Source organism: Hymenobacter sediminicola, from assembly GCF_014250515.1.
Lineage (GTDB): Bacteria > Bacteroidota > Bacteroidia > Cytophagales > Hymenobacteraceae > Hymenobacter > Hymenobacter sediminicola.
The window spans coordinates 2,003,498-2,021,846 of record NZ_CP060202.1; the positions used below are offsets into that span (position 1 = coordinate 2,003,498).

At 58.8% G+C, this 18,349-nt stretch carries 15 protein-coding genes and 1 pseudogene; 6 read left to right on the forward strand and 10 right to left on the reverse strand.

What is annotated here, in order from left to right; all coding sequences use genetic code 11:
- The first annotated feature begins 225 nt into the window (after positions 1 to 225).
- Positions 226 to 2,208, forward strand: a complete 1,983-nt coding sequence (locus H4317_RS08470) for a DEAD/DEAH box helicase (protein ID WP_185889689.1) — start codon at positions 226 to 228, stop codon at positions 2,206 to 2,208.
- A gap of 149 nt (positions 2,209 to 2,357) precedes the next feature.
- Here the strand turns inward: H4317_RS08470 and H4317_RS08475 are convergent, their stop codons facing one another.
- Both H4317_RS08475 and H4317_RS08480 read right to left on the reverse strand, forming a co-directional pair.
- A complete protein-coding gene (locus H4317_RS08475; protein WP_185889690.1) occupies positions 2,358 to 2,810 on the reverse strand; it encodes a PA2169 family four-helix-bundle protein in 453 nt (150 codons plus the stop codon).
- Positions 2,811 to 2,933: 123 nt separating this feature from the next.
- Positions 2,934 to 4,181 carry a BaiN/RdsA family NAD(P)/FAD-dependent oxidoreductase gene (locus tag H4317_RS08480; protein WP_260625863.1) on the reverse strand — a complete coding sequence of 416 codons (1,248 nt, stop codon included), beginning with the start codon at positions 4,179 to 4,181 and terminating at the stop codon, positions 2,934 to 2,936.
- Positions 4,182 to 4,859: 678 nt separating this feature from the next.
- Here H4317_RS08480 and H4317_RS08485 point away from each other — a divergent pair.
- On the forward strand, positions 4,860 to 6,158 hold the full coding sequence (locus H4317_RS08485) for a hypothetical protein (RefSeq protein ID WP_185889691.1): 1,299 nt from the start codon (positions 4,860 to 4,862) through the stop codon (positions 6,156 to 6,158).
- Positions 6,159 to 6,173: 15 nt separating this feature from the next.
- On the opposite strand, the gene H4317_RS08490 is transcribed toward H4317_RS08485, so the two are convergent.
- Positions 6,174 to 7,037 (reverse strand): Rossmann-fold NAD(P)-binding domain-containing protein, encoded by an 864-nt coding sequence (locus tag H4317_RS08490; protein ID WP_185889692.1) that lies wholly within the window; start codon positions 7,035 to 7,037, stop codon positions 6,174 to 6,176.
- A 242-nt stretch (positions 7,038 to 7,279) separates the two neighbouring features.
- Here H4317_RS08490 and H4317_RS08495 point away from each other — a divergent pair, with 242 nt between their 5' ends.
- Positions 7,280 to 8,158 (forward strand): SDR family oxidoreductase, encoded by an 879-nt coding sequence (locus H4317_RS08495; protein WP_185889693.1) that lies wholly within the window; start codon positions 7,280 to 7,282, stop codon positions 8,156 to 8,158.
- 122 nt (positions 8,159 to 8,280) lie between these two features.
- Here H4317_RS08495 and H4317_RS08500 read toward each other — a convergent pair whose 3' ends face one another.
- Positions 8,281 to 9,147 (reverse strand): LysM peptidoglycan-binding domain-containing protein, encoded by an 867-nt coding sequence (locus H4317_RS08500; protein ID WP_185889694.1) that lies wholly within the window; start codon positions 9,145 to 9,147, stop codon positions 8,281 to 8,283.
- Positions 9,148 to 9,338: 191 nt separating this feature from the next.
- Between H4317_RS08500 and H4317_RS08505 the strand changes: the two genes are divergently transcribed.
- Positions 9,339 to 10,097 (forward strand): glycosyltransferase, encoded by a 759-nt coding sequence (locus tag H4317_RS08505; RefSeq protein ID WP_185889695.1) that lies wholly within the window; start codon positions 9,339 to 9,341, stop codon positions 10,095 to 10,097.
- Here H4317_RS08505 and H4317_RS08510 read toward each other — a convergent pair.
- From H4317_RS08510 to H4317_RS19530, 3 genes and pseudogenes are all read right to left on the reverse strand, one after another.
- On the reverse strand, positions 10,094 to 10,924 hold the full coding sequence (locus H4317_RS08510) for a hypothetical protein (protein ID WP_185889696.1): 831 nt from the start codon (positions 10,922 to 10,924) through the stop codon (positions 10,094 to 10,096). The genes H4317_RS08505 and H4317_RS08510 overlap by 4 nt on opposite strands.
- A 235-nt stretch (positions 10,925 to 11,159) precedes the next feature.
- On the reverse strand, positions 11,160 to 13,421 hold the full coding sequence (locus tag H4317_RS08515) for a S46 family peptidase (protein WP_185889697.1): 2,262 nt from the start codon (positions 13,419 to 13,421) through the stop codon (positions 11,160 to 11,162).
- Between the two features lie 308 nt (positions 13,422 to 13,729).
- A pseudogene (locus H4317_RS19530) lies at positions 13,730 to 13,828 on the reverse strand (YkvA family protein); the annotation flags it as partial.
- A 365-nt stretch (positions 13,829 to 14,193) separates the two neighbouring features.
- Between H4317_RS19530 and H4317_RS08525 the strand changes: the two are divergent.
- Positions 14,194 to 14,724 carry a DinB family protein gene (locus H4317_RS08525; protein ID WP_185889699.1) on the forward strand — a complete coding sequence of 177 codons (531 nt, stop codon included), beginning with the start codon at positions 14,194 to 14,196 and terminating at the stop codon, positions 14,722 to 14,724.
- 235 nt (positions 14,725 to 14,959) lie between these two features.
- Here the strand turns inward: H4317_RS08525 and H4317_RS08530 are convergent, their stop codons facing one another.
- The 3 genes from H4317_RS08530 to H4317_RS08540 form a co-directional block, all read right to left on the reverse strand.
- Positions 14,960 to 15,592, reverse strand: coding sequence for an RNA-binding domain-containing protein (locus H4317_RS08530; protein ID WP_185889700.1), 633 nt, complete (start codon positions 15,590 to 15,592; stop codon positions 14,960 to 14,962).
- 64 nt (positions 15,593 to 15,656) lie between these two features.
- Complete coding sequence (locus H4317_RS08535; protein WP_185889701.1) at positions 15,657 to 16,529, reverse strand: SDR family oxidoreductase; 873 nt, start codon at positions 16,527 to 16,529, stop codon at positions 15,657 to 15,659.
- A 206-nt stretch (positions 16,530 to 16,735) separates the two neighbouring features.
- On the reverse strand, positions 16,736 to 17,161 hold the full coding sequence (locus H4317_RS08540; protein WP_185889702.1) for a DUF3127 domain-containing protein: 426 nt from the start codon (positions 17,159 to 17,161) through the stop codon (positions 16,736 to 16,738).
- Positions 17,162 to 17,306: 145 nt separating this feature from the next.
- Here H4317_RS08540 and H4317_RS08545 point away from each other — a divergent pair, with 145 nt between their 5' ends.
- Positions 17,307 to 18,302 (forward strand): isoaspartyl peptidase/L-asparaginase family protein, encoded by a 996-nt coding sequence (locus tag H4317_RS08545; RefSeq protein ID WP_185889703.1) that lies wholly within the window; start codon positions 17,307 to 17,309, stop codon positions 18,300 to 18,302.
- Positions 18,303 to 18,349 lie beyond the last annotated feature (47 nt).

The window sequence follows — 18,349 nt, forward strand, 5'->3', positions numbered from 1 at the left end:
AGTGCACGTATTATAGCCTTTGCCGTAAATAATCCGTATCTTTGCACCCGCATTTGAGAACGGCCACGTTCCGCGCAGCTTAAGGGCTGCCTTTAAAAGAAACTTGTTGGGCCGGCTTTGTCTTCCGTCCGTTGCTTCCGTCACTTGTCGTTGTGTAGAGTGGGAGAAGAGCGTCGCTGAATCCGCTGTTTTCAGAGCTATTCACTCCACTCCATCAACACAGACATGGAAAACGAAACCGTTAAGACCAAGTTCAGCGAGCTGACCCTCTCTGAAGAAATGCAGCGTGCCATCACCGAGGTTGGCTACGAAGAAGCATCCCCCATTCAGGCCGCTGGTATCCCGGTATTGCTCCAGGGCCGCGACGTAATAGGCCAGGCCCAGACCGGTACCGGCAAAACTGCCGCCTTCTCCATCCCCGCCATCGAGCGGGTCGATACCGACTCGCGTGAGGTGCAGTGCCTCGTGCTCTGTCCCACCCGCGAGTTGGCGGTGCAGGTTTCGGGCGAAATCCAGAAGCTGGGCAAATACAAGCGTGGTCTGGCCGTAGTGCCGATCTACGGTGGCTCTTCTTACGACCGTCAGTTCCGCGCCCTGGAGCGTGGCGTACAGATCGTAATTGGTACTCCCGGCCGCGTAATGGACCACATTGAGCGTGGTACGCTCAAGCTGGAGCATTGCAAAATGATCATCCTCGATGAGGCCGACGAAATGCTCGACATGGGCTTCCGTGACGACATCGAGACGGTGCTCAAGAAAATGCCTGAAGACCGCCAGACGGTATTCTTCTCGGCGACCATGAGCAAGCCGATCATGGAGATGACCAAGCGCTACCAGAAGGATCCACAGATCGTGAAGGTAAACCATCAGGAAATGACGGTTACCAACATCGAGCAGAGCTACTTCGAGGTGCGCGGTCCGCAGAAGAAAGACGTCCTGACCCGTCTGATCGACATGTACAACATCAAGTCAGGCATCGTCTTCGCTAACACGAAGCGCATGGTGGACGAGATTGTGGGCGACTTGCAAGCCAAAGGCTACTTCGCCGAAGGCCTGCACGGCGACATGGGTCAGCAGCAGCGCCAGAACACGCTCGACAAATTCCGCAAAGGCACTCTCGAAATCCTGGTAGCTACCGACGTGGCCGCCCGTGGTATCGATGTAGACAACGTGGAAGTAGTAGTAAACTACGACTTGCCTGCCGACGAGGAATACTACGTACACCGCATCGGCCGTACCGGCCGCGCCGGCAAGCAGGGCAAGGCCTTCACGTTTGTGAGCGGCCGCGACATCTACAAGCTGCGCGACATCATGCGCTTCACCAAAGCCACCATCAAGCAGGAGCGCGTGCCGTCCTTCGAAGATGTGTCGGAGGTGAAAACCACGCTCATGCTCAACTCCATTAAGGAGGTGATTGTGAAGGGCAATTTGGACAAATACATTGCCCGTGTGCAGCGCCTAATTGATCAGGATCAGGAAGAAGCCGTTACGTCCCTGGACGTGGCCGCCGCTTTGCTGAAAATGACGATGAAGGAAGACAAGCGCGCTCAGGAAAGCCTCGACGCCAGCCGTACCCAGGGGGCTGCTCGCGCCGGCTTCACCCGTCTGTTCGTGACGATGGGCAAGAAGGACCGTCTGCACCCCCGCGACATCGTGGACCTGATTGCCGAAAACACCAGCCTCACGGCCAGCAAAGTCGGTGACATTGCCCTCTACGACAAGTTCAGCTTCGTGGAAGTACCGAATGAGTTCGTGGAAGAAGTAGTGAGCCAGCTTGGCCGCAGCTCAATCCAGGGCCGTCCGGTCGCCTTCAACATTGCTACGCCCCGCCAGGAAGGCGATGCGCAGCAGGAAGGCGGTAACCGCGGTGGCTTCGGTGGCGGTGAGCGTCCTCGCCGCACAGGCGGCTTCGGCGGCGGTGAGCGTCGGGAAGGCGGCGGCAGCTACGGTGGCAACCGCGGCGGCGGCTCCTTCGGCGGCAACCGTGGCGGTGGCAGCTATGGTGGTGGCGAACGTCGGGAAGGTGGCAGTAGCTACGGTGGCAACCGCGGCGGCAGCAGCTACGGTGGCGGCTACAAAGGTGGTAACCGCAGCGAAGGTGGCGGCTCCTACGGTGGTGGCAACCGCTACGGCGGTAACCGCAGCGAAGGTGGCTCTTCCTACGGCGGAGGCAAGAGCAAGCGGGAAGACAATAATTTTGACGAATAGCCTATGCACAACGTCTTTCCTGTGTCTTGCATAGGGAAGACGTTGACTGCTAAACCCAAAGCCCAACAAAAAAGCCTCGTTCTCACGAGGCTTTTTTGTTGGGCTTTGGACTTTCACGACTTGCGCGAAGTAGCCATTAGCGGGTGGGCTTATTTGGAGGCGTCGCGCAGGTCACGGATTTCGTCGTGGCCTTGCTTGATGCCGGCCGCCTGCTTGGCAATGAGGGCACTTAGGTTGCCGGGTAAACCTTCGATTTTCCGGGCTTTTTCGTATGCGCCTTTGGCGTAGTCTTCGCCCCGTTCGCACTCAGCCAGAATGCTGTGGCGGTCTTTGCTGGTTACCAGACCTTTCAGGTTGATGAAGGCGCGGTGGATAGTGCCCGTGATAGAAGACTCCGACTCCTGGTTTGGATGCAGGTTTAGCTTGTGCATCTCGTCCTGCAGTTCCGTTAGGTACTCGGAGCGCTGGGCAGCGTATTTCTTGAAAATCTGTTTCAGGTCAGCGTCTTCCACGTCGGTTAGCGCTTCGGCATAGCCTTTCTGGCCATCTTTCAGCGTGTCGAGAAGTTCGTTGAGGCCGGCTTGGACTACTTTAGTATCCATGAGGAATTGTAGATTAAGTGGTAAAAAAGGTGGGTTGTGCCCTTCTTTACTCCCAAACTCCTGCCAGGGTTACGGGCACTGAAACGAGAAGAAGCTGATCTTTGTCAGGTCCAGGATGGTAGGCTATTCGGCGGCGGCAGCCATAGCCCGACCTGCCAGATACCCCGTGGTCCAGGCTGCCTGAAAGTTGAAGCCGCCCGTAATTCCGTCGATATCAAGCACTTCGCCGGCAAAGTGCAAGCCGGATACGCGGCGACTTTCCATGGTTTTCATGTCTATTTCTCCCAGCATCACGCCGCCACAGGTCACAAACTCATCCTTATAAGTGGTTTTGCCGCGTACGGGCAGGGCCGTGTTCAGCAGCGCTTCAATCAGGCGGTTTTGCGGCTTGGCCGGCAACTCATTCCAACGTACTTCGGGCCCGATGCCAGCCTGCTCCGTGAGCGTGCGCCACAGCCGCTGCGGCAACCCAAATATTGGATTGGAAACCACAAGTTTGCGGCCGTTTTGCTCGCGGTACTCGTGCAGCCAGGTGCGCAGTGTGGCCTCGGTGTGCTCCGGAATCCAGTTGATAAGGGCCGTGCTCTGGTAGCTCAACTCGTGCAGGCGGCGGGCTCCCCAGGCCGAAAGTTTCAGCACGGCTGGGCCGCTCACGCCCCAGTGCGTCACCAGCACGGGGCCTTCATATTCTAGCTTTTCGCCGGCTACCCGCACCCGAGCCAGCGGTACGCTCACGCCGGGCAACTCCCGCAGCGGCGAGTCGGGCACGTTGAAGGTGAACAGACTGGGCACTGGGGCCGCAATAGTATGGCCCAACTGCCGCAGCCACTCGTACTGCTCCGCTTTGGGGTTGCCGCCCGTGGCAATAAGCAGCCGGGCCACCGTCAGGTCAGCACCGTGGGCCCCACTGAGACGCAGGCGAAATCCACCGTCGGGTAGGGGTTCGATCTGCTCGGGCTGGGTTTGGGTGAGAATGCGCACACCCGCCTGCCGGGCCGCGTCGAGCAGGCACTGCGCAATGGTTTCAGACGAGTCGGTGACGGGAAACATGCGGCCGTCGGGCTCGGTTTTGAGCGCCACGCCCCGCTGCGCGAACCAACGGATGGTGGCTTGTGCATCGAACTGCCGGAAGGGCTCCTTGAGCTGCTTGGCCCCGCGCGGGTAGTGCGCCACGAGTTGGGCAGGGGTATCGGCGGCGTGGGTTACGTTGCAGCGGCCGCCGCCCGAAATCCGGACCTTGCTCAGCAGCTTGCCGGTTTTTTCTATCAGATACACCGTAAGGCGCGGGTTGGCTTCGGCGCAGGCAATGGCCCCGAAAAAGCCCGCTGCCCCGCCACCCAGCACCGCCACCGTCGAATTAGAATGCTTCACGCCGGCAAAGGTACGACCGGAACCGCGTGGCGACGGCGGCCGCCGCCAGTGGAAAGCGGCAGGCACGGTATGTGGCCCATCAGAAAGGATATAGGCAGGGGATTGAGCAGTGAAATCCGTATACTTAGTGTTCCATTGATCAATTACTTACAGGCACAACGATGGGTGCAATTTCCAACACCGCTATATGGTAGAGTAGCCCGATACGGTGGTGCCAGGAGCCTACGTGCGGACATTGGCCGCCACCAACCGACGAGCCTTTCCGGCCGTAGGACTTAACTTCCTAGAACAGTACCGGCGCACGGGGCGCCCGCTGCTGGCCGCACAAAAAGTAGCTATTCACTAGACACTCTACTTAAGCCCCGACTACTCATGGTAGTTGGGCTTTTCTTGTATATGAAACTGCGAATTTACTTGAGCTTGTGGCTCATAATTGGGCTGTTGAAGATTGCACAAGGCCAACAAACGAACTGGGAGCGAACAACTTCATTCCTTAGCCCAAATCCCCGAACGGTAACTACTACAGTAGTAAGAATGCAGGTTACTGGTAATAGCATCTATACGAATGGAGGTAATGGAAGTGGATATAGTGTTAACGGGTATTTTGCTAGTTATGACTTAAATGGAAATACGAATTGGCAATTTGCCTCCCGAAAATGGCGCTCCGGTGAGAGTGACTTGCGGCCCTGGGGAACCGGGGTGGTGTTTGCCGGGGGGCTGCCGCCGGCTACCATCCTGCCCGGCAACGGTATCAACGGCTCCACCTACCTGCAATGGCTGAATAGCCGGGGCGACACGGTGCGCACGGTGCGCATTCCGCGCGACACACTGGAAAGCGTACCCGTGCGCCTGCTGGCCCGGCGCGGCTACTACTACGTGGCCGGTATCAGCGACGGGGCCGGCACCGGCCAAACCAAGGATGCCCCCCACTACTCGCTGCTCTGCACCGATACCACGGGGGCTCTGCAATGGGCCCGCAGCTACCCCAACAACCAGTGGACGTTTACGGGGGGCGGCGTGCCGCAACTCATTCAAGCCTATTCCTACACGAGCCATTTGTGTGAGGCACCCCGCAACGGACTGTTGATCAGTGGCTCTACCCAGGTGCAAGGCTACGGCGACTTACAGTTTCAGGTAATAGAAACCGATTCGGTAGGCCGGGTGCGGCGCGTTCAGGCCATCACGCCGCAAGGTACCGGCGCCGGCATCTCGCAGGGCAGGCTCTGGAACAACACTATTCTGCTGCGCGACGGTAGCGGTTACGTGATGACGGCCAGCCTCAAATACAGCAACGAGCCCACCCGCAACTACGGGCTGGTGATGAAGTTCGACACGGCGCTGCAAGTAGTGTGGCAATACCGCCTCGACCCGCCCGCCAACGAGCCGCAGCTCTACTCCTGCAAGGTATACGAGCAGCCCGATGGTACGCTGCTCACGCTCTACACTACCGGCGGGGGCCGTACCTCCAGCAACCGGCTGCAGCTGCTGCGCCTGAGTGCCCAGGGCCAGCGCCGGGGCCTGCGCACCTACTGCACCCAAACCATCACCGACCCACGCCCCTACGACTGGCAGCCGCTGCCCGACTCCTCATTTGTGGTGGCCGGGCGCTCCGTGCAGGCGTCGCCCCAGGGAAACACGTTTCCGGCTTTTGTGGCGCGCTTTTATACGCCCTGCCCTACGGTGCAGGCGACGGCCGTGCCCGTGGGCCGGGGCGGGCTGGCGCCCTACCCGCAGCCAGCTACGGCCGGGCAGGCAGTGCAGGTACCCTGGCAGCGCCCGGCCGGCCGCAGTACCCAGGTGGCCCTGCGCCTGCTCGATGCGCTGGGCCGCGAGGTGCTGCGCCAGCCGCTGGCCGGGGCCGGCGGCACGGCCGCGCTGGCGCTGCCTGCCCGCCTGTCGGCGGGCCTGTACGTGGTGCAGCTACTGGCCGGCGAGGTGCCCGCCGCCAGCAGCCGGCTGCTGGTGCAGGCACCGTAAGCGTCGCTCAGCTGCTTAGCAGTTTTCCAGCGCGGCTAACACGTTGTCGTGTCGGAACTGGTAGCCCGTGACCTGACGAAGTAGGCTGCTGTCGATGGTTTTGCCGCTGGTTTCGGTGGTTTCGGGCTGAAACGTAGGAGCTTCTAAGCCCAGGGCTTCGGCCGCAGCGGGGTAAAAGGTGCGGCGCAGCGGGTGCTGTCCGGCGCAAGCATTGAAGGTGTAGCCCCAGGCTTTCTCGCGGATGATGTGCAGCAGCAGCCCTACGCAGTCGTCGAGGTGAATAAGGTTGACGGGCGCGTTGCCCTGCTGTAGATCGTGGCGGCCGGCCAGGAACCGGCCTGGCGGCCGCTCGGGCCCAAACAAGCCTCCCAAGCGTACCACCGTCGTCAGCCACTGACCCCAGCGCGGCGTAAACTGCCCTTCGGCCCGCAACAAATCGGAAGGTGCATCCGGCGATGAAACGGCGTCGCCTTCCCGCATGAGCCGGTTTTCGTTGGGATAGACACTCGTGGAGCTGACGAACAGCACGTGCCTCACCCCGGCCGCCGCCACCGCCGAGCCTACCGGCCGGAGCAGGGCCGGATAGGCCCCGGCGGCCGCCGCGCGGGGCGGTACATTTAATACTAGCACATCTGCCCCAGCCAGTAGCGCATGCAAGGAATCAGCATCAATCTGCGAAAATTCCGGGCCCAGCCGCAGCAGGTAGGGCCGGATGCCGGCGTCGCGCAGGGTGAGCAGCTGGGTAGGAGTGGTGGTAGAGCCATTGACGGCGTAGCCCTCTGCTACCAGCGCCTTGGCCAGTGGTAGGCCCAGCCAGCCGCAGCCAAGTACGGCAACGGTTGTGGGAACGGGTCGGAGTGAGTGGGGAGAATCAGCCATGCGGGGTAAAGGTGCGGAAATTTACTGCGTGGCCGAACGGCTACGACGAAGGGCGCAACCTAGTCATGCGCTCTAAGCGGGACTATGTTAGGAGTTTTTTTGAACTTGCCCACCGGTTGCTTCCCCAAGCAGCGCCACTCGGTCTTCGAAATATGTCGTTTTATGAATATAAAATGACACCTCGTGGCTGCTGTGGCATTTTGGTCCTGTGCATTTATTTTTCATTCTCAACGTCCCACTTCATGTCTGCTCACCCGTACGCTCAACCCATGCTCCGCGACAACGCGCTCCAAGGCAAAACCATCGTCGTGACAGGTGGTGGCACCGGCCTCGGCCGCGCCATGACTACCTACTTTCTGCAGCTGGGGGCCAACGTCGTCATCAGCAGCCGCAAGCTGGACGTGCTGGAAAAAACGGCTGCTGAGCTGCGCGAACAGACCCAGAACACCAACGTATTGGCTGTGCAGTGCGACGTGCGCAAATACGAGGAGGTAGAAGCCATGCTGCAGAAAACCATCGACACGTTTGGCGGGGTGGATGTGCTGCTCAACAACGCGGCCGGCAACTTCATCAGCCCCACGGAACGCCTGAGTCACAAGGCGTTTGATGTGATTGTAGATATTGTGCTGCGCGGTTCCTACAACTGCACGCTGGCCTTCGGCAAGCGCTGGATTGCGGACAAAAAGCCCGGCACCATCCTCAACATCGTGACGACTTATGCTTCCGTTGGCTCGGCCTACGTGGTGCCTTCGGCGGCGGCCAAGGCGGGCGTGCTGGCCATGACCCGCTCACTGGCCGTGGAATGGGCCAAGTACGGCATCCGCTCCAACGCCATTGCCCCCGGTCCGTTCCCGACAGAAGGCGCCTGGAGCCGGCTTTTCCCCGAGCCGCTGGCTAAAAAGCTCGATCCGGCTGCGTCCGTGCCGCTCAAGCGCGTCGGCGACCATCAGGAACTGGCCAACCTAGCTGCTTACATGGTGTCGGATTTCTCGGCCTATATGAATGGAGAAGTAGTAACTCTCGATGGAGGGGAGTGGCTGAACGGGGCCGGCGAGTTTAACAAGCTCGAAGCCATTCCGGCGCCGATGTGGGACGAAATCGAAAAAGCCATGCGCCGCTAACTCGCAATATCAGCATAGCTAGAAACGGCATTCCGCGCGGCGCAGAAGAAGCTTGCTAGTGTGGTAGGATCATCTACTGCATTGGCAAGCTTCTTCTGCGCCGCGCGGAATGCCGTTTTGTATCAGAACTTATAGCCCGGAAACCCCTTGGTAAATTCGGCGGCGGGAATGGGCTGATTGGCTACTACGTCGCTGAATTCGAACTTCTCGAACAGGCCTTTGTCGTCGTTTACCTGCACCACTAGCGGGAGCATAATCTTCTGGTCGACGCAGACAATGGTACGACGGCCGTAGCTGTTAGGCACCTGCAGGGTACGGCCTACCTCCACTTTCTCGCCGGGGCTGAGGCCGTTGCGCTCCATGACGCGGTACTCGCCACAGCCAAATTTATCGGCAATCCGCTCCGGCGTGTCGCCGGCCACGGCTTTATAAGCCACGTAGCGGAACTGTGGAAAATCGGAGCGAAGCACGTAGCACGGGCGGCCCGCAATAGTTGTGTCGCCGGCGTAGCGAAAACTCTTCTCGAAGCTATGGTCGCGGCGCTGGCTGGAGCCTTTGATAAGGTCGGCGATGGTGCCGAAACCCGCATCCAGTACCGTGTGGTGCTGGTTTTTGCGCATCACGGAGCCATTCGGGTCCAAGTTGAGCGTCACGTACGGAAAGCTGTTGGGGTACACCCAGGCGTCGCCATCGTTCTGGCCTGTCACCCAAAGCACTTCAATGCCTTTGGCGTTTTTGAGGTATACCCGCAACGGACCGAACGTCATTTTCATGGCCGTGCGCGCCTGCTGGTATTTGCCATCGGCCAGGCGCTCCTGGGCCCGCACATTGCAGCGCAGACTTTTCAGGTTCTCGATGGTGCTACTGAGGCGGCTCATCAACTGCTCCGTCGTGATACGGTCGGCGCCGGGAGCCGGCGAGGGGAGAAAAGTGGCGAAAGCCACTCCTAAGCCAAGAAACAAAACCGGAAACCGGGAAAAACGCATCATAAAGGAAATAAACGGAAACGTAAGTTAAAGACGCGGACCGCACAGTGCACAAACCGGGCCGGAAGAAACTAAAAATCGGCAACACGCGCTTAACGCCATTTCACGGCTCAGAGTTAAGGCAGCACGGCAATCGGCAACTTTTTCAGGCCGAAGCCGGAATAATGGAGCAATCTGTTCCTGACTTTTCTCCGATGCACTTCACTGTAATTACGCCTACCCACAACCGCCGACAGTTTCTGCCCGAAGCCGTGGCCAGTGTCCGTGCCACCGTCTCAGCGCCCCTGGATTTTGGGTATGAGCATTTTATCTGCGAAAATGCTTCCACGGATGGCACCGCCGACTGGCTACGCGAAGCCGTGCACCAAGATGGGGCGCCCGTGCGCACCATCAGCCAGCCAGACAAGCTGCTACCTGGCCCGGCCCGCAACCTGCTTATTCGCCAAACCACGGCCACCGGCTGGATTGTGCCCCTCGATGATGATGATGTGCTACTACAGCGCTGCCTCTTCCACTACGCTAACCTGGTGCAAGGCCACCCCGGTCAGCAGTGGTTTGTAGCTGATTTTCTGCGGGTGGATGAGGAAAAGCGCTATCTGCCCGGCGAGGACTACTATGCCTGGAAATTCGAAACGCCGGCCGATATGCTGCGCGCCATCTTTCGGGCCGAGCATTTCATTCAGGGCAATGTGTGCTACAGCCGCCAGCTGTTTGATGAAGTAGGCGGCTACGACGAAGAGCTGAAAATGGCCGAAGACTTGGACCTGTACGTGCGGTTCCTGTTGGCTGGTTACCTGCCGGTTGTCTCGCCCCACATCAGCCATCTGCACCGCTTCCACACCAGCAACGTCAGCATCGGGGTAGATGCCGAGAAGCATGGTACTGACCTGCGCGATATATATGACAAGTATGCCGGGCAACTGCAGGCGCTGGAAATTGAGCGGCCCGGCTAAGGCTGCTTTTGCTGTTGTTCAAAGGCCTTGCGTGTGAGCAGGGCCAGAGACGCATCGGCCGGCGTAAATACCGAGACGAACTTTTCGCCTAACACCACATGCTGCTTGCCGGGCAATTGATGGCGGTACAGAAGCAGCGTGCAGATGTCGGTGGGGGTGATGAAAGCTGCCGCGCCGGGTTGATGCGTGTGCAGCGTGGCCGCTACTTTTTGGCCTACCGGGGCTGGACCAAGGGCAATGAAGCTGCTGTGCAGCTTTTCTTTATGCAGGAGTTTGCCACTGGTGCTGTAGCGCAGCAGGTAGTCGTTGCCGAGCGGGACGGTGCCGGTGGTAGTGGCCCCGGTAAGCACGTACACCCATGTTTCAGTGCCTTTTTCCAGCAGCACCGGGTTCAGTGAGGCATTTTTCGGTATCTCGAAGCCAGCAACGCGTGGTACATCCTCCATTGATTTCGTGCGAATGGCCAAGAGCTGTTTCTCGCGCTCCGTAAGCGGCCGGGCACCGGAGCGGTGCGCACTAGCAGCCCGGACGTTGCCGGTTGGGAAGCTGTAGGCCGAAAGCACCTGTGGCGCCGCCACTGGCCCGCCCACAAACACGGTGCGCACAGAATCATCGGGAGTAGAGTAGCTGAAATAGCTGCGAATCTGGTGTGTGTCGAAGGTAGTGGCTTGCAGCAGGTCGGTGGCTACCCAGGAAGCTCGCTCGGAAGTGTAAAGGGCCATTCCTTCGCGCAGTAGGTTTTGGCGGGTGACTTCCAGGCTGGACTGCGCCAGTGCCGCACGAAACGGCAGTGCCAGCAGGGCGCTGGCCAACACGTATATTTTCATAGATACACAAGTGATTCACTACTAAGCAGCCACAAGAAAGCCTGTTGCTTCGTATAAAGCAAGGCCCTTGCTGCCGCAACTGCTTTATCATCTTGCCTTGGGCGCTTGCGTGGTTCTAAGCCGCCAGATAAGTAGGATCCGCAACTCAGTTGAGCGTATGCCACATGATAGGACTACAAACAAAACGCCCGCTACTGCTGGTAGCGGGCGTTTTGTATAGCGGCTTGGCAGAAGCTTAACTGGCTTTCTGGCGGGCGGGCTTGCGCTTTATCTTTTCCAGTTTCTTATCTGAGCCAGTTGGGGCAGTTGCGTCGTTGGCAGCACCTACCAGGGTCATTTCCTTCACCAGGTGGCCGGCACCGGCGAACTTATCAACGACAAACAGCATGTAGCGCACGTCCAGCGTGATATTCCGAACCCGGTCGGGGTCGAACATGATATCAGACATGGTGCCCTCCCAGTTCCGGTCGAAGTTGGTGCCAATCAGCTCCCCCCGGCCGTTGATGACAGGTGAGCCGGAGTTGCCGCCGGTGGTGTGGTTAGTGGCAATGAAGGCCACCGGCACCGAGCCTTTGTAGGCATATGGACCGTAGTCCTTGGCATTGTATAGTTCCACGAGGCGGGCTGGCACCTCAAACTCGGGGTTTGTAGGGTCAGCCTTTTCCATGATACCGTCGAGGGTGGTGTAGAAGTCATACTTCGTGCCGTCGGCAGGATTATAAGGCTGCACCTGGCCGTAGGCTACGCGAAGCGTGGAGTTGGCATCGGGGTAGAACTTGCGTTGCGTCTGCTGCTGGCGCAGGCCAGCCACGTAGGTGCGCTGCAATAGCGCAATGTTGTCGGTGGCAGTGGTGTAAGTGGGCAGGATGGCCGTTTTATAGTTGTTGATGATGGCCGCCGCCAGCTGGGCTGCCGGGTCGTCGAGCAAGGCGCGGGCATTGCCCTTGGCTACCTCGCTGAGCACAGCTTGGGCGCCGGCCTCGCTCGTCAGGCGCGACTTGCTATAGAGCTGCTCTACATAGGCGTTCCAGCCACCTTTAGCGGCATACTGCTTCTGCATGTTCTTTACATAAGCGGGCAGCAGCGCAGCGGGCGTACCGTTGGCGTAGAGTGGGAGCAGAGCAGCAGCTACCTTCTGGTCGGTGGCAGGAGTAGTGTTCTTAAAGAAGTTGACAGTACCTGCGCGGGCTTTCTCCACGGCTGCGTTCAGCTCAGCAGCAGCCACTTTTTTCTCGGCCATTTCGGCCAGCGGGAGCAGGCTGTTGGCATAGGCCAGCAACTCAATGCCCAGCGCGGCTTCGGTCACGTAGTCACGGGCCAGGGTGTAGTCGCGGCCGGTGGTATAATATTTCTGGAGCTGCGGCAGCAGATTGGCGTAAGTGGCGCGGCGGGCATCGTCACCGGAGGAGGCCCACTGCTGGAATACAGCTTCCTGCTCCTGTTTGCGCGTTACGGCGTCAAGCTTTTTCAGGCCGCGTACCTCACCAATCCACTTCTTCCAATAGTTGGCAATGCTGGCATACTTGGCTGCGTACTGGATACGCACCCGGTCGGATGCTTTCATATCAGTATCGAGCACCTTCAGCTTAGCTTCCCGAATCCGGATTTTAGCTGGGTCCGACACCGAGTAAATTTCATCCACTCCCCACGAAGTCAAATACTCGTTGGTGCGGCCCGGGAAGCCGAATACCAGCGTGAAGTCGCCGGGCTGCACGCCAGCCAGCGAGATGGGCAAATGGTGGCGCGGCTTGAACGGCACATTCTGGGCCGAATATGGTGCGGGCTTGTTGTCGGGGCCGGCATAGATACGGAAGATGCTGAAGTCGCCGGTGTGGCGGGGCCAGGCCCAGTTGTCGGTATCACCCCCAAATTTGCCGATGCTGCTCGGGGGCGCGCCCACCAGACGGATATCCTGGAACACTTCCGTCACAAACATATAATACTCGTTGCCATTGAAAAACGGCCGGATAAATGACTGGTAGTGCGTGCCTTGCACAGCAGCCTGCGCAATGCGCTGGATGTTGGCCTGCACCAGCTTTTCGCGGTCGGCCTCCTGTATGTTCTGGGTCGGAACGCCGGTCAGAACCTGACTGGTCACGTCCTCCATTCGCACGATGAAGGTGGCCGTGAGGCCCGGATTGGTCAGCTCCTGCTCCCGGTTCATGGCCCAGTAGCCCTTCGTGAGGTAATCATTCTCCACCGATGAGTGCTGCTGAATCTGGCCGTAGCCGCAATGGTGATTGGTAAGCAGTAGGCCCTGGTCGGAAATGATTTCGCCGGTGCAGCCACCGCCAAACTGTACCACGGCGTCTTTCAGGCTACCTTGGTTGATGGAGTAAATCTGGTCGGCGGTGAGCTTGAGGCCCTTGCTCTGCATATCGGCCTCGTTGAGTTGCTTGAGCAGTAGCGGCAGCCACATGCCCTCATCGGCGCGGGCCTGGGGCAGGAAGGAAAGAAACGTAAGGGCCAGCAGCGCCAGCCGCGAAGTAATGCGCATAAGAGGGGAATTGGTGGGCGAAACGCAAAGATAACCAGCCAGGGGAGCCGGCAGAAGTCAGACGCTTATTTGGGAGAAAGGATGCACAAAAAAGCCCAGTCTACACTGTAGGCTGGGCTTCTAAATAAAGTCAGGCTGGCTTACGAATGCCCCAGCTCAGCTACAGCCGGCGCGTTCTGGGTGTTGGTATTGGAGGCCGCCGGATTTCTGGAAGCCGCTGGAATGTCGTCGGTTTCTTCGGCAGCGTGGGTTTTTTCCCACTCCCGGAAGCGCAGTATTTCGCCCTGGAATTTCTCAATAAACCAGCTGATTAGGGCCAGATCATCGAGGAAACCTACCACGGGGATAAAATCAGGCACCAGATCTACGGGGGAAAGTGTGTAGAGCAGCACACCCAACGCCGATACCACGGTGCTGGTTTCTACCTGCCGATACTCGCCGCTCACGTAGTTGCGCACCAAGCGCACCAGCGTACGGCCCACGTCGAATACCTGCTTAAACTTGTTGTCGCCGCTTTCCTTGCTGGCGAGCTTGTTGGCCACTTCGTTCAGCACCAACACCACCTTGAACGGGCGACCGAGCAACTTGCCGGCACGGTTGAGAAAGACGCTGAACAGCGCGTTTTTGGAAATGGAAAGGCCTTTTTCGACGAGTGAAGACATAGTAGATGGTAAAATGACAGGGAATGAATGGCTCTACGGCTTCTGGTAATGCGGAGTTATAGAGAGTTGCTACGGGCCTTGTAAGAGGAAATTTGTGTTACGTTTGCCGCATGAGCCACATCACGCCACCCGCCGCCACCGAGTATGCCCCGTACTACGGTACCTATGTCCGCCTTGTCACCGGCGACCCGCTGGCAGCCCTACAGGCCCAGCCGGCCGAATTGCGCCACCTGTTAACAGGCCTGACGGAGGAGCAGGGGCAGTTTCGGTATGCCCCCGGCAAATGGAGTATCAAGGAAATGCTGGTGCATATGATTGATACAGAGCGCATTTTCGCTTACCGCGCCCTGCGTATTGCCCGCGGCGACACTACGCCGCTACCCGGCTTCGAGCAGGATGACTATGTGCCTGCTTCCGAAGCTGATGCCCGCTCTCTGACCAGCATTCTGCACGAATACGACACTGTGCGGGCGGCTACGCTGAGCCTGCTTGAGTCGTTGAGCGAGGCGCAGCTGAGCCGGCAGGGAACGGCCAGCGGCCAGCCTGTGAGCGTACGGGCCATGAATTTCATTATTGCCGGGCATGAAGCGCATCATCTGCATATATTGCAGGAGCGGTATCTGCCACTGCTGGCAGCTTAGCGCGCCGTTGGGCAACACACTGGCCGCCGGCAGCGTTATGCTGTCAAGTTCTCACCCTCCAATTTCCTACTATCATGGCTAAAGCACAGGAACCCCGCAAAGAAAAGAAGAAAGAGCCGGCCAAAACCACTAAGGAAAAGAAGGCCGCCAAAGACGAGAAAAAGGCCCTAAAGGCTCGTCAGCAAGACTAAGCTAAAAAAGCCCCTCTATCCGAAAATAGAGGGGCTTTTTTAGCTTATAGCGTGTAGTAAACTTCCTTCTCTTTGTCGTGGTGCTTAAGGTAGCCGTGCAGCGTGAGCTTGATGAGGATACGGTAGGCGCGCCGCTTCCCAATGTTGAGCAGCTTCATATACTGCGCCAACGTGATGCGCGAGTGGCTACCCAGATAGTCCAGCACCGCTAGCTCATCTTTATTGAGCGGCAGCTTTTCCAGGCGGGGCATTTCCAGGTCCTCATGGCGCTGCAGGGCTTTCTCAGTGAGCTGACTGGTTTGCACACTTTCGTCGCGTACGCGCACGTAGCCGCGCCAGTCGCCCTCCGCCACCTGGGCGCGGTGCGGCTTGTGCGCACTTTCAGGCACCGTCACGATGAGGACGGTGCGGCCGTCTTCCTCCCATTCTTTGATGTAAAGCGTTAGCGCGGGTTCTACGTAGTGTAGCGCCGCCTGGCGCAGCAGGTAGATTTCCTCCTCCGCGTCGCGTACGCCCACAATACGGCCATCATCTTCTACGCCTATCAGCACCTGGCCGCCATGCGTGTTGGCCAGCGAGGCCAACGTGCGTGAAATGCGCGACGGATGCGTGGTTTTCTTCTTGAATTCCAGCTGTTCGCCTTCACCCTGGCGAATGAGTTCCTGCAAATCAGTCATGGGAAATAGTATAGAGGAGGCGTACCGACAACCGACTTCTGTATAGAATTGTCTTGGCAGGAACCTATGAAATGCCGGTTTCTTCCTCCGAAATACGCCAGAGCCGGGCGGCCTCCGTGCGGCTCTGCGAGCGGGAAGAGCAGCGGCCGGGCCGCAGATTTTTGAAGTACACACCGCTCACGCGGGCCACTTCCGGGGCCGTAGCCAGATACAAACTGGTGCGGGCACCTTGCTCCGGGCTGATCATAAACGGCTTGGCCGGCCACCACAGCGCTTTCATGCCCCAAGAGCTGCCCGGATGCACCAAGCCTGTATCAACCAGGCCCGGATGCAGACAGTTAGCCGTCACGTTAGTAAGCTCCAGCCGGTGAGACAACTCGTTGGTGAATAAAATATTAGCCAGCTTGGAGTCGGCGTAAGCCGTGAGCCAGCTGTACTTTTCTGGATTATTGCGCGCCTCCTGTAGTGGTTCAATCTCACCCAGCCAATGTGCTTCCGATGCAACCGTTACTATCCGCGCGCTTTGGGCTTCGCTCAACAGGGGCAGCAGCAGGTTGGTCAGGGCAAAAACGGCCAGATGGTTCGTCGCCCAGCTCAACTCATGGCCCTCTTCCGTGACGGTGAGTGGGCCCGGCATAATCCCGGCGTTATTGACCAGGATGTCGAGCTGGCTATGGTCGCGCTGCATGTCAGCGGCCAGATTGCGGACGTTGGCCAGCAGTGACAAATCTGTGAGGCGAACTTCCAGCTGGGCTTCCGGTACAGCAAACTGAATGGCGGCGCGGGCTCGTTCAGCCTTATCGGGGTTGCGGGCCACTAGTACCACACGTGCCCCGCGGCGGGCCAGCTCCCGGGCCGTCACCAGCCCAATACCACTGCTGGCGCCCGTAACCAATGCCGTTTTTCCGTGTAAGGAAGAAATAGAAGAAGCGGCCATGCGCAGAAAAAGGGAAGCGAAGAGAAGAAAAATACTGGCCAGCCGGCCGACATAGGTGCGTTAACGAAAAACTACCGGGTAGAAGTTCTGCCAATGTGCTGCCGGACGCCTACAAGCTACGCACCTGATACTAGCCAGCCACTAAAAATGCCGCCCCATTTCTGGAAGCGGCATTTTTAGTAGTACTTAAGTTCAACAAGCGTTGCTTAGAAAGGTAGGTCGTTGTCGTCGTCCGAGGCAATAGGAGCGGAGGAGGCGCGCAGGTTGGGGTTCTGGTTCTGAGCCGGAGCAGCAGCCCGGGGAGCCGCTTGCTGATAGCCGCCACCGCCACCCTGTGGAGCGGCAGCGCCGCCAGCCGCTGGCTCAATGCGCCAGGCTTCCAGGTTGGTGAAGTACAGCATCTGGCCGTTTTTGTTGAAGCCGCGGCCCCGCAGGTTGAACGCAATTTTAACTTCGTCTCCTACTTTATACTGGTCGATGAGGGCAGTTTTGTCCTGCACCAGTTGGAACTTGATATGCTCAGGGTACTGGCCATCTACAACTTCCAGAACAAATTCGCGCTTGCGGAATTTCTCGCTCACCTGCTGTTCGTCGAAGATTTCGTGCAGGCGGCCGGTAGCATCGTAAGCCATAAGGGTAATAGTTTGTGGGGGTGAAAACAGTCTATCAAACGTACGAAAAAAAACGGGTTCCGGCTAGCCTCCTTAGCACGACTTAGCGGCAGTAGCCTACGTACCTTTGTCTTACGTTTCCACTTTTCTTTCTGCTGCTCTACTTATGAATTCTTCCTTCGCACTGGCCATCCATGGAGGAGCCGGCACTATCTCGCGCCAGCTGATGACGCCCGAAAAGGAGCAGGCTTACCAAGCCGCGCTCCGCCAGAGCCTGGAAGCCGGCCATGCCGTGCTACGCCAGGGTGGGCCTGCTCTTGATGCCGTGGAAGCGGCCGTGCGCAGCCTCGAAGACTGTCCGCTGTTCAACGCGGGCCGTGGTGCCGTATTCACTCACGAAGGCCACCACGAAATGGATGCCGCCATTATGGATGGCCGCAACCGGGCTGCCGGAGCTGTAGCCGGAGCCCGCTCAGTGCAAAACCCCATTCTGGCCGCCCGCCTCGTGATGGAAAAAACCGACCATGTGCTGCTGGCTTACCCTGGCGCCGACGAACTGGCCCGGGAACATGGCTTGCCTTTGCAGCCTGCCGAATACTTCTTCACTCAGCAGCGCTACGACCAGCTTCAGGAGGCGCTGCAGGAAGGCCGTATGCGCCTCGACCACTCCGAGCCGGTACATCCCGAAACTACAGCGCCCGTTTCGGAGCCCGCCGCATTTGCCAGTAACGAAGACCCGAAAAAGAAAATGGGTACTGTGGGAGCCGTAGCCCGCGACCAGTACGGCAACCTGGCCGCCGCTACCAGCACCGGCGGCATGACCAACAAACGCTACTCCCGCATCGGCGACTCACCTATTATCGGTAGCGGTACCTTCGCCGACAACCGCACCTGCGCCATCAGCTGTACCGGTCACGGCGAGTTTTTTCTGCGGGCTGTGGTTGCGCACGATATCAGCTGCCTGATGGAATACCGCGGCCTGAGCCTGGCCGAAGCCTGCCGCGTAGTTGTGCACGACAAGCTGGCTCCCATTGGCGGCGAAGGCGGGCTGGTGGCCGTAGATGCGGCCGGCAACATCGCCTTGCCCTTCAACTCTGAGGGAATGTATCGGGGCAGCATCGGGTCGGCTTCCGACCTCTACATTGGTATCTACAAGGACTAGCGTGCCGGGCGTTTTCTGGGCCTATATATATAAGGAGTAGCCTGCCA

Coding starts and splice junctions, on each gene's coding strand:
- H4317_RS08500 (WP_185889694.1), bottom strand. CDS start 9,147: ATGATGCGTTTTTCCCGGTTTCCGGTTTTGTTTCTTGGCTTAGGAGTG.
- H4317_RS08515 (WP_185889697.1), bottom strand. CDS start 13,421: ATGCGCATTACTTCGCGGCTGGCGCTGCTGGCCCTTACGTTTCTTTCC.
- H4317_RS08525 (WP_185889699.1), top strand. CDS start 14,194: ATGAGCCACATCACGCCACCCGCCGCCACCGAGTATGCCCCGTACTAC.
- H4317_RS08505 (WP_185889695.1), top strand. CDS start 9,339: ATGCACTTCACTGTAATTACGCCTACCCACAACCGCCGACAGTTTCTG.
- H4317_RS08470 (WP_185889689.1), top strand. CDS start 226: ATGGAAAACGAAACCGTTAAGACCAAGTTCAGCGAGCTGACCCTCTCT.
- H4317_RS08540 (WP_185889702.1), bottom strand. CDS start 17,161: ATGGCTTACGATGCTACCGGCCGCCTGCACGAAATCTTCGACGAACAG.
- H4317_RS08475 (WP_185889690.1), bottom strand. CDS start 2,810: ATGGATACTAAAGTAGTCCAAGCCGGCCTCAACGAACTTCTCGACACG.
- H4317_RS08530 (WP_185889700.1), bottom strand. CDS start 15,592: ATGACTGATTTGCAGGAACTCATTCGCCAGGGTGAAGGCGAACAGCTG.
- H4317_RS08495 (WP_185889693.1), top strand. CDS start 7,280: ATGTCTGCTCACCCGTACGCTCAACCCATGCTCCGCGACAACGCGCTC.
- H4317_RS08545 (WP_185889703.1), top strand. CDS start 17,307: ATGAATTCTTCCTTCGCACTGGCCATCCATGGAGGAGCCGGCACTATC.
- H4317_RS08510 (WP_185889696.1), bottom strand. CDS start 10,924: ATGAAAATATACGTGTTGGCCAGCGCCCTGCTGGCACTGCCGTTTCGT.
- H4317_RS08490 (WP_185889692.1), bottom strand. CDS start 7,037: ATGGCTGATTCTCCCCACTCACTCCGACCCGTTCCCACAACCGTTGCC.
- H4317_RS08535 (WP_185889701.1), bottom strand. CDS start 16,529: ATGGCCGCTTCTTCTATTTCTTCCTTACACGGAAAAACGGCATTGGTT.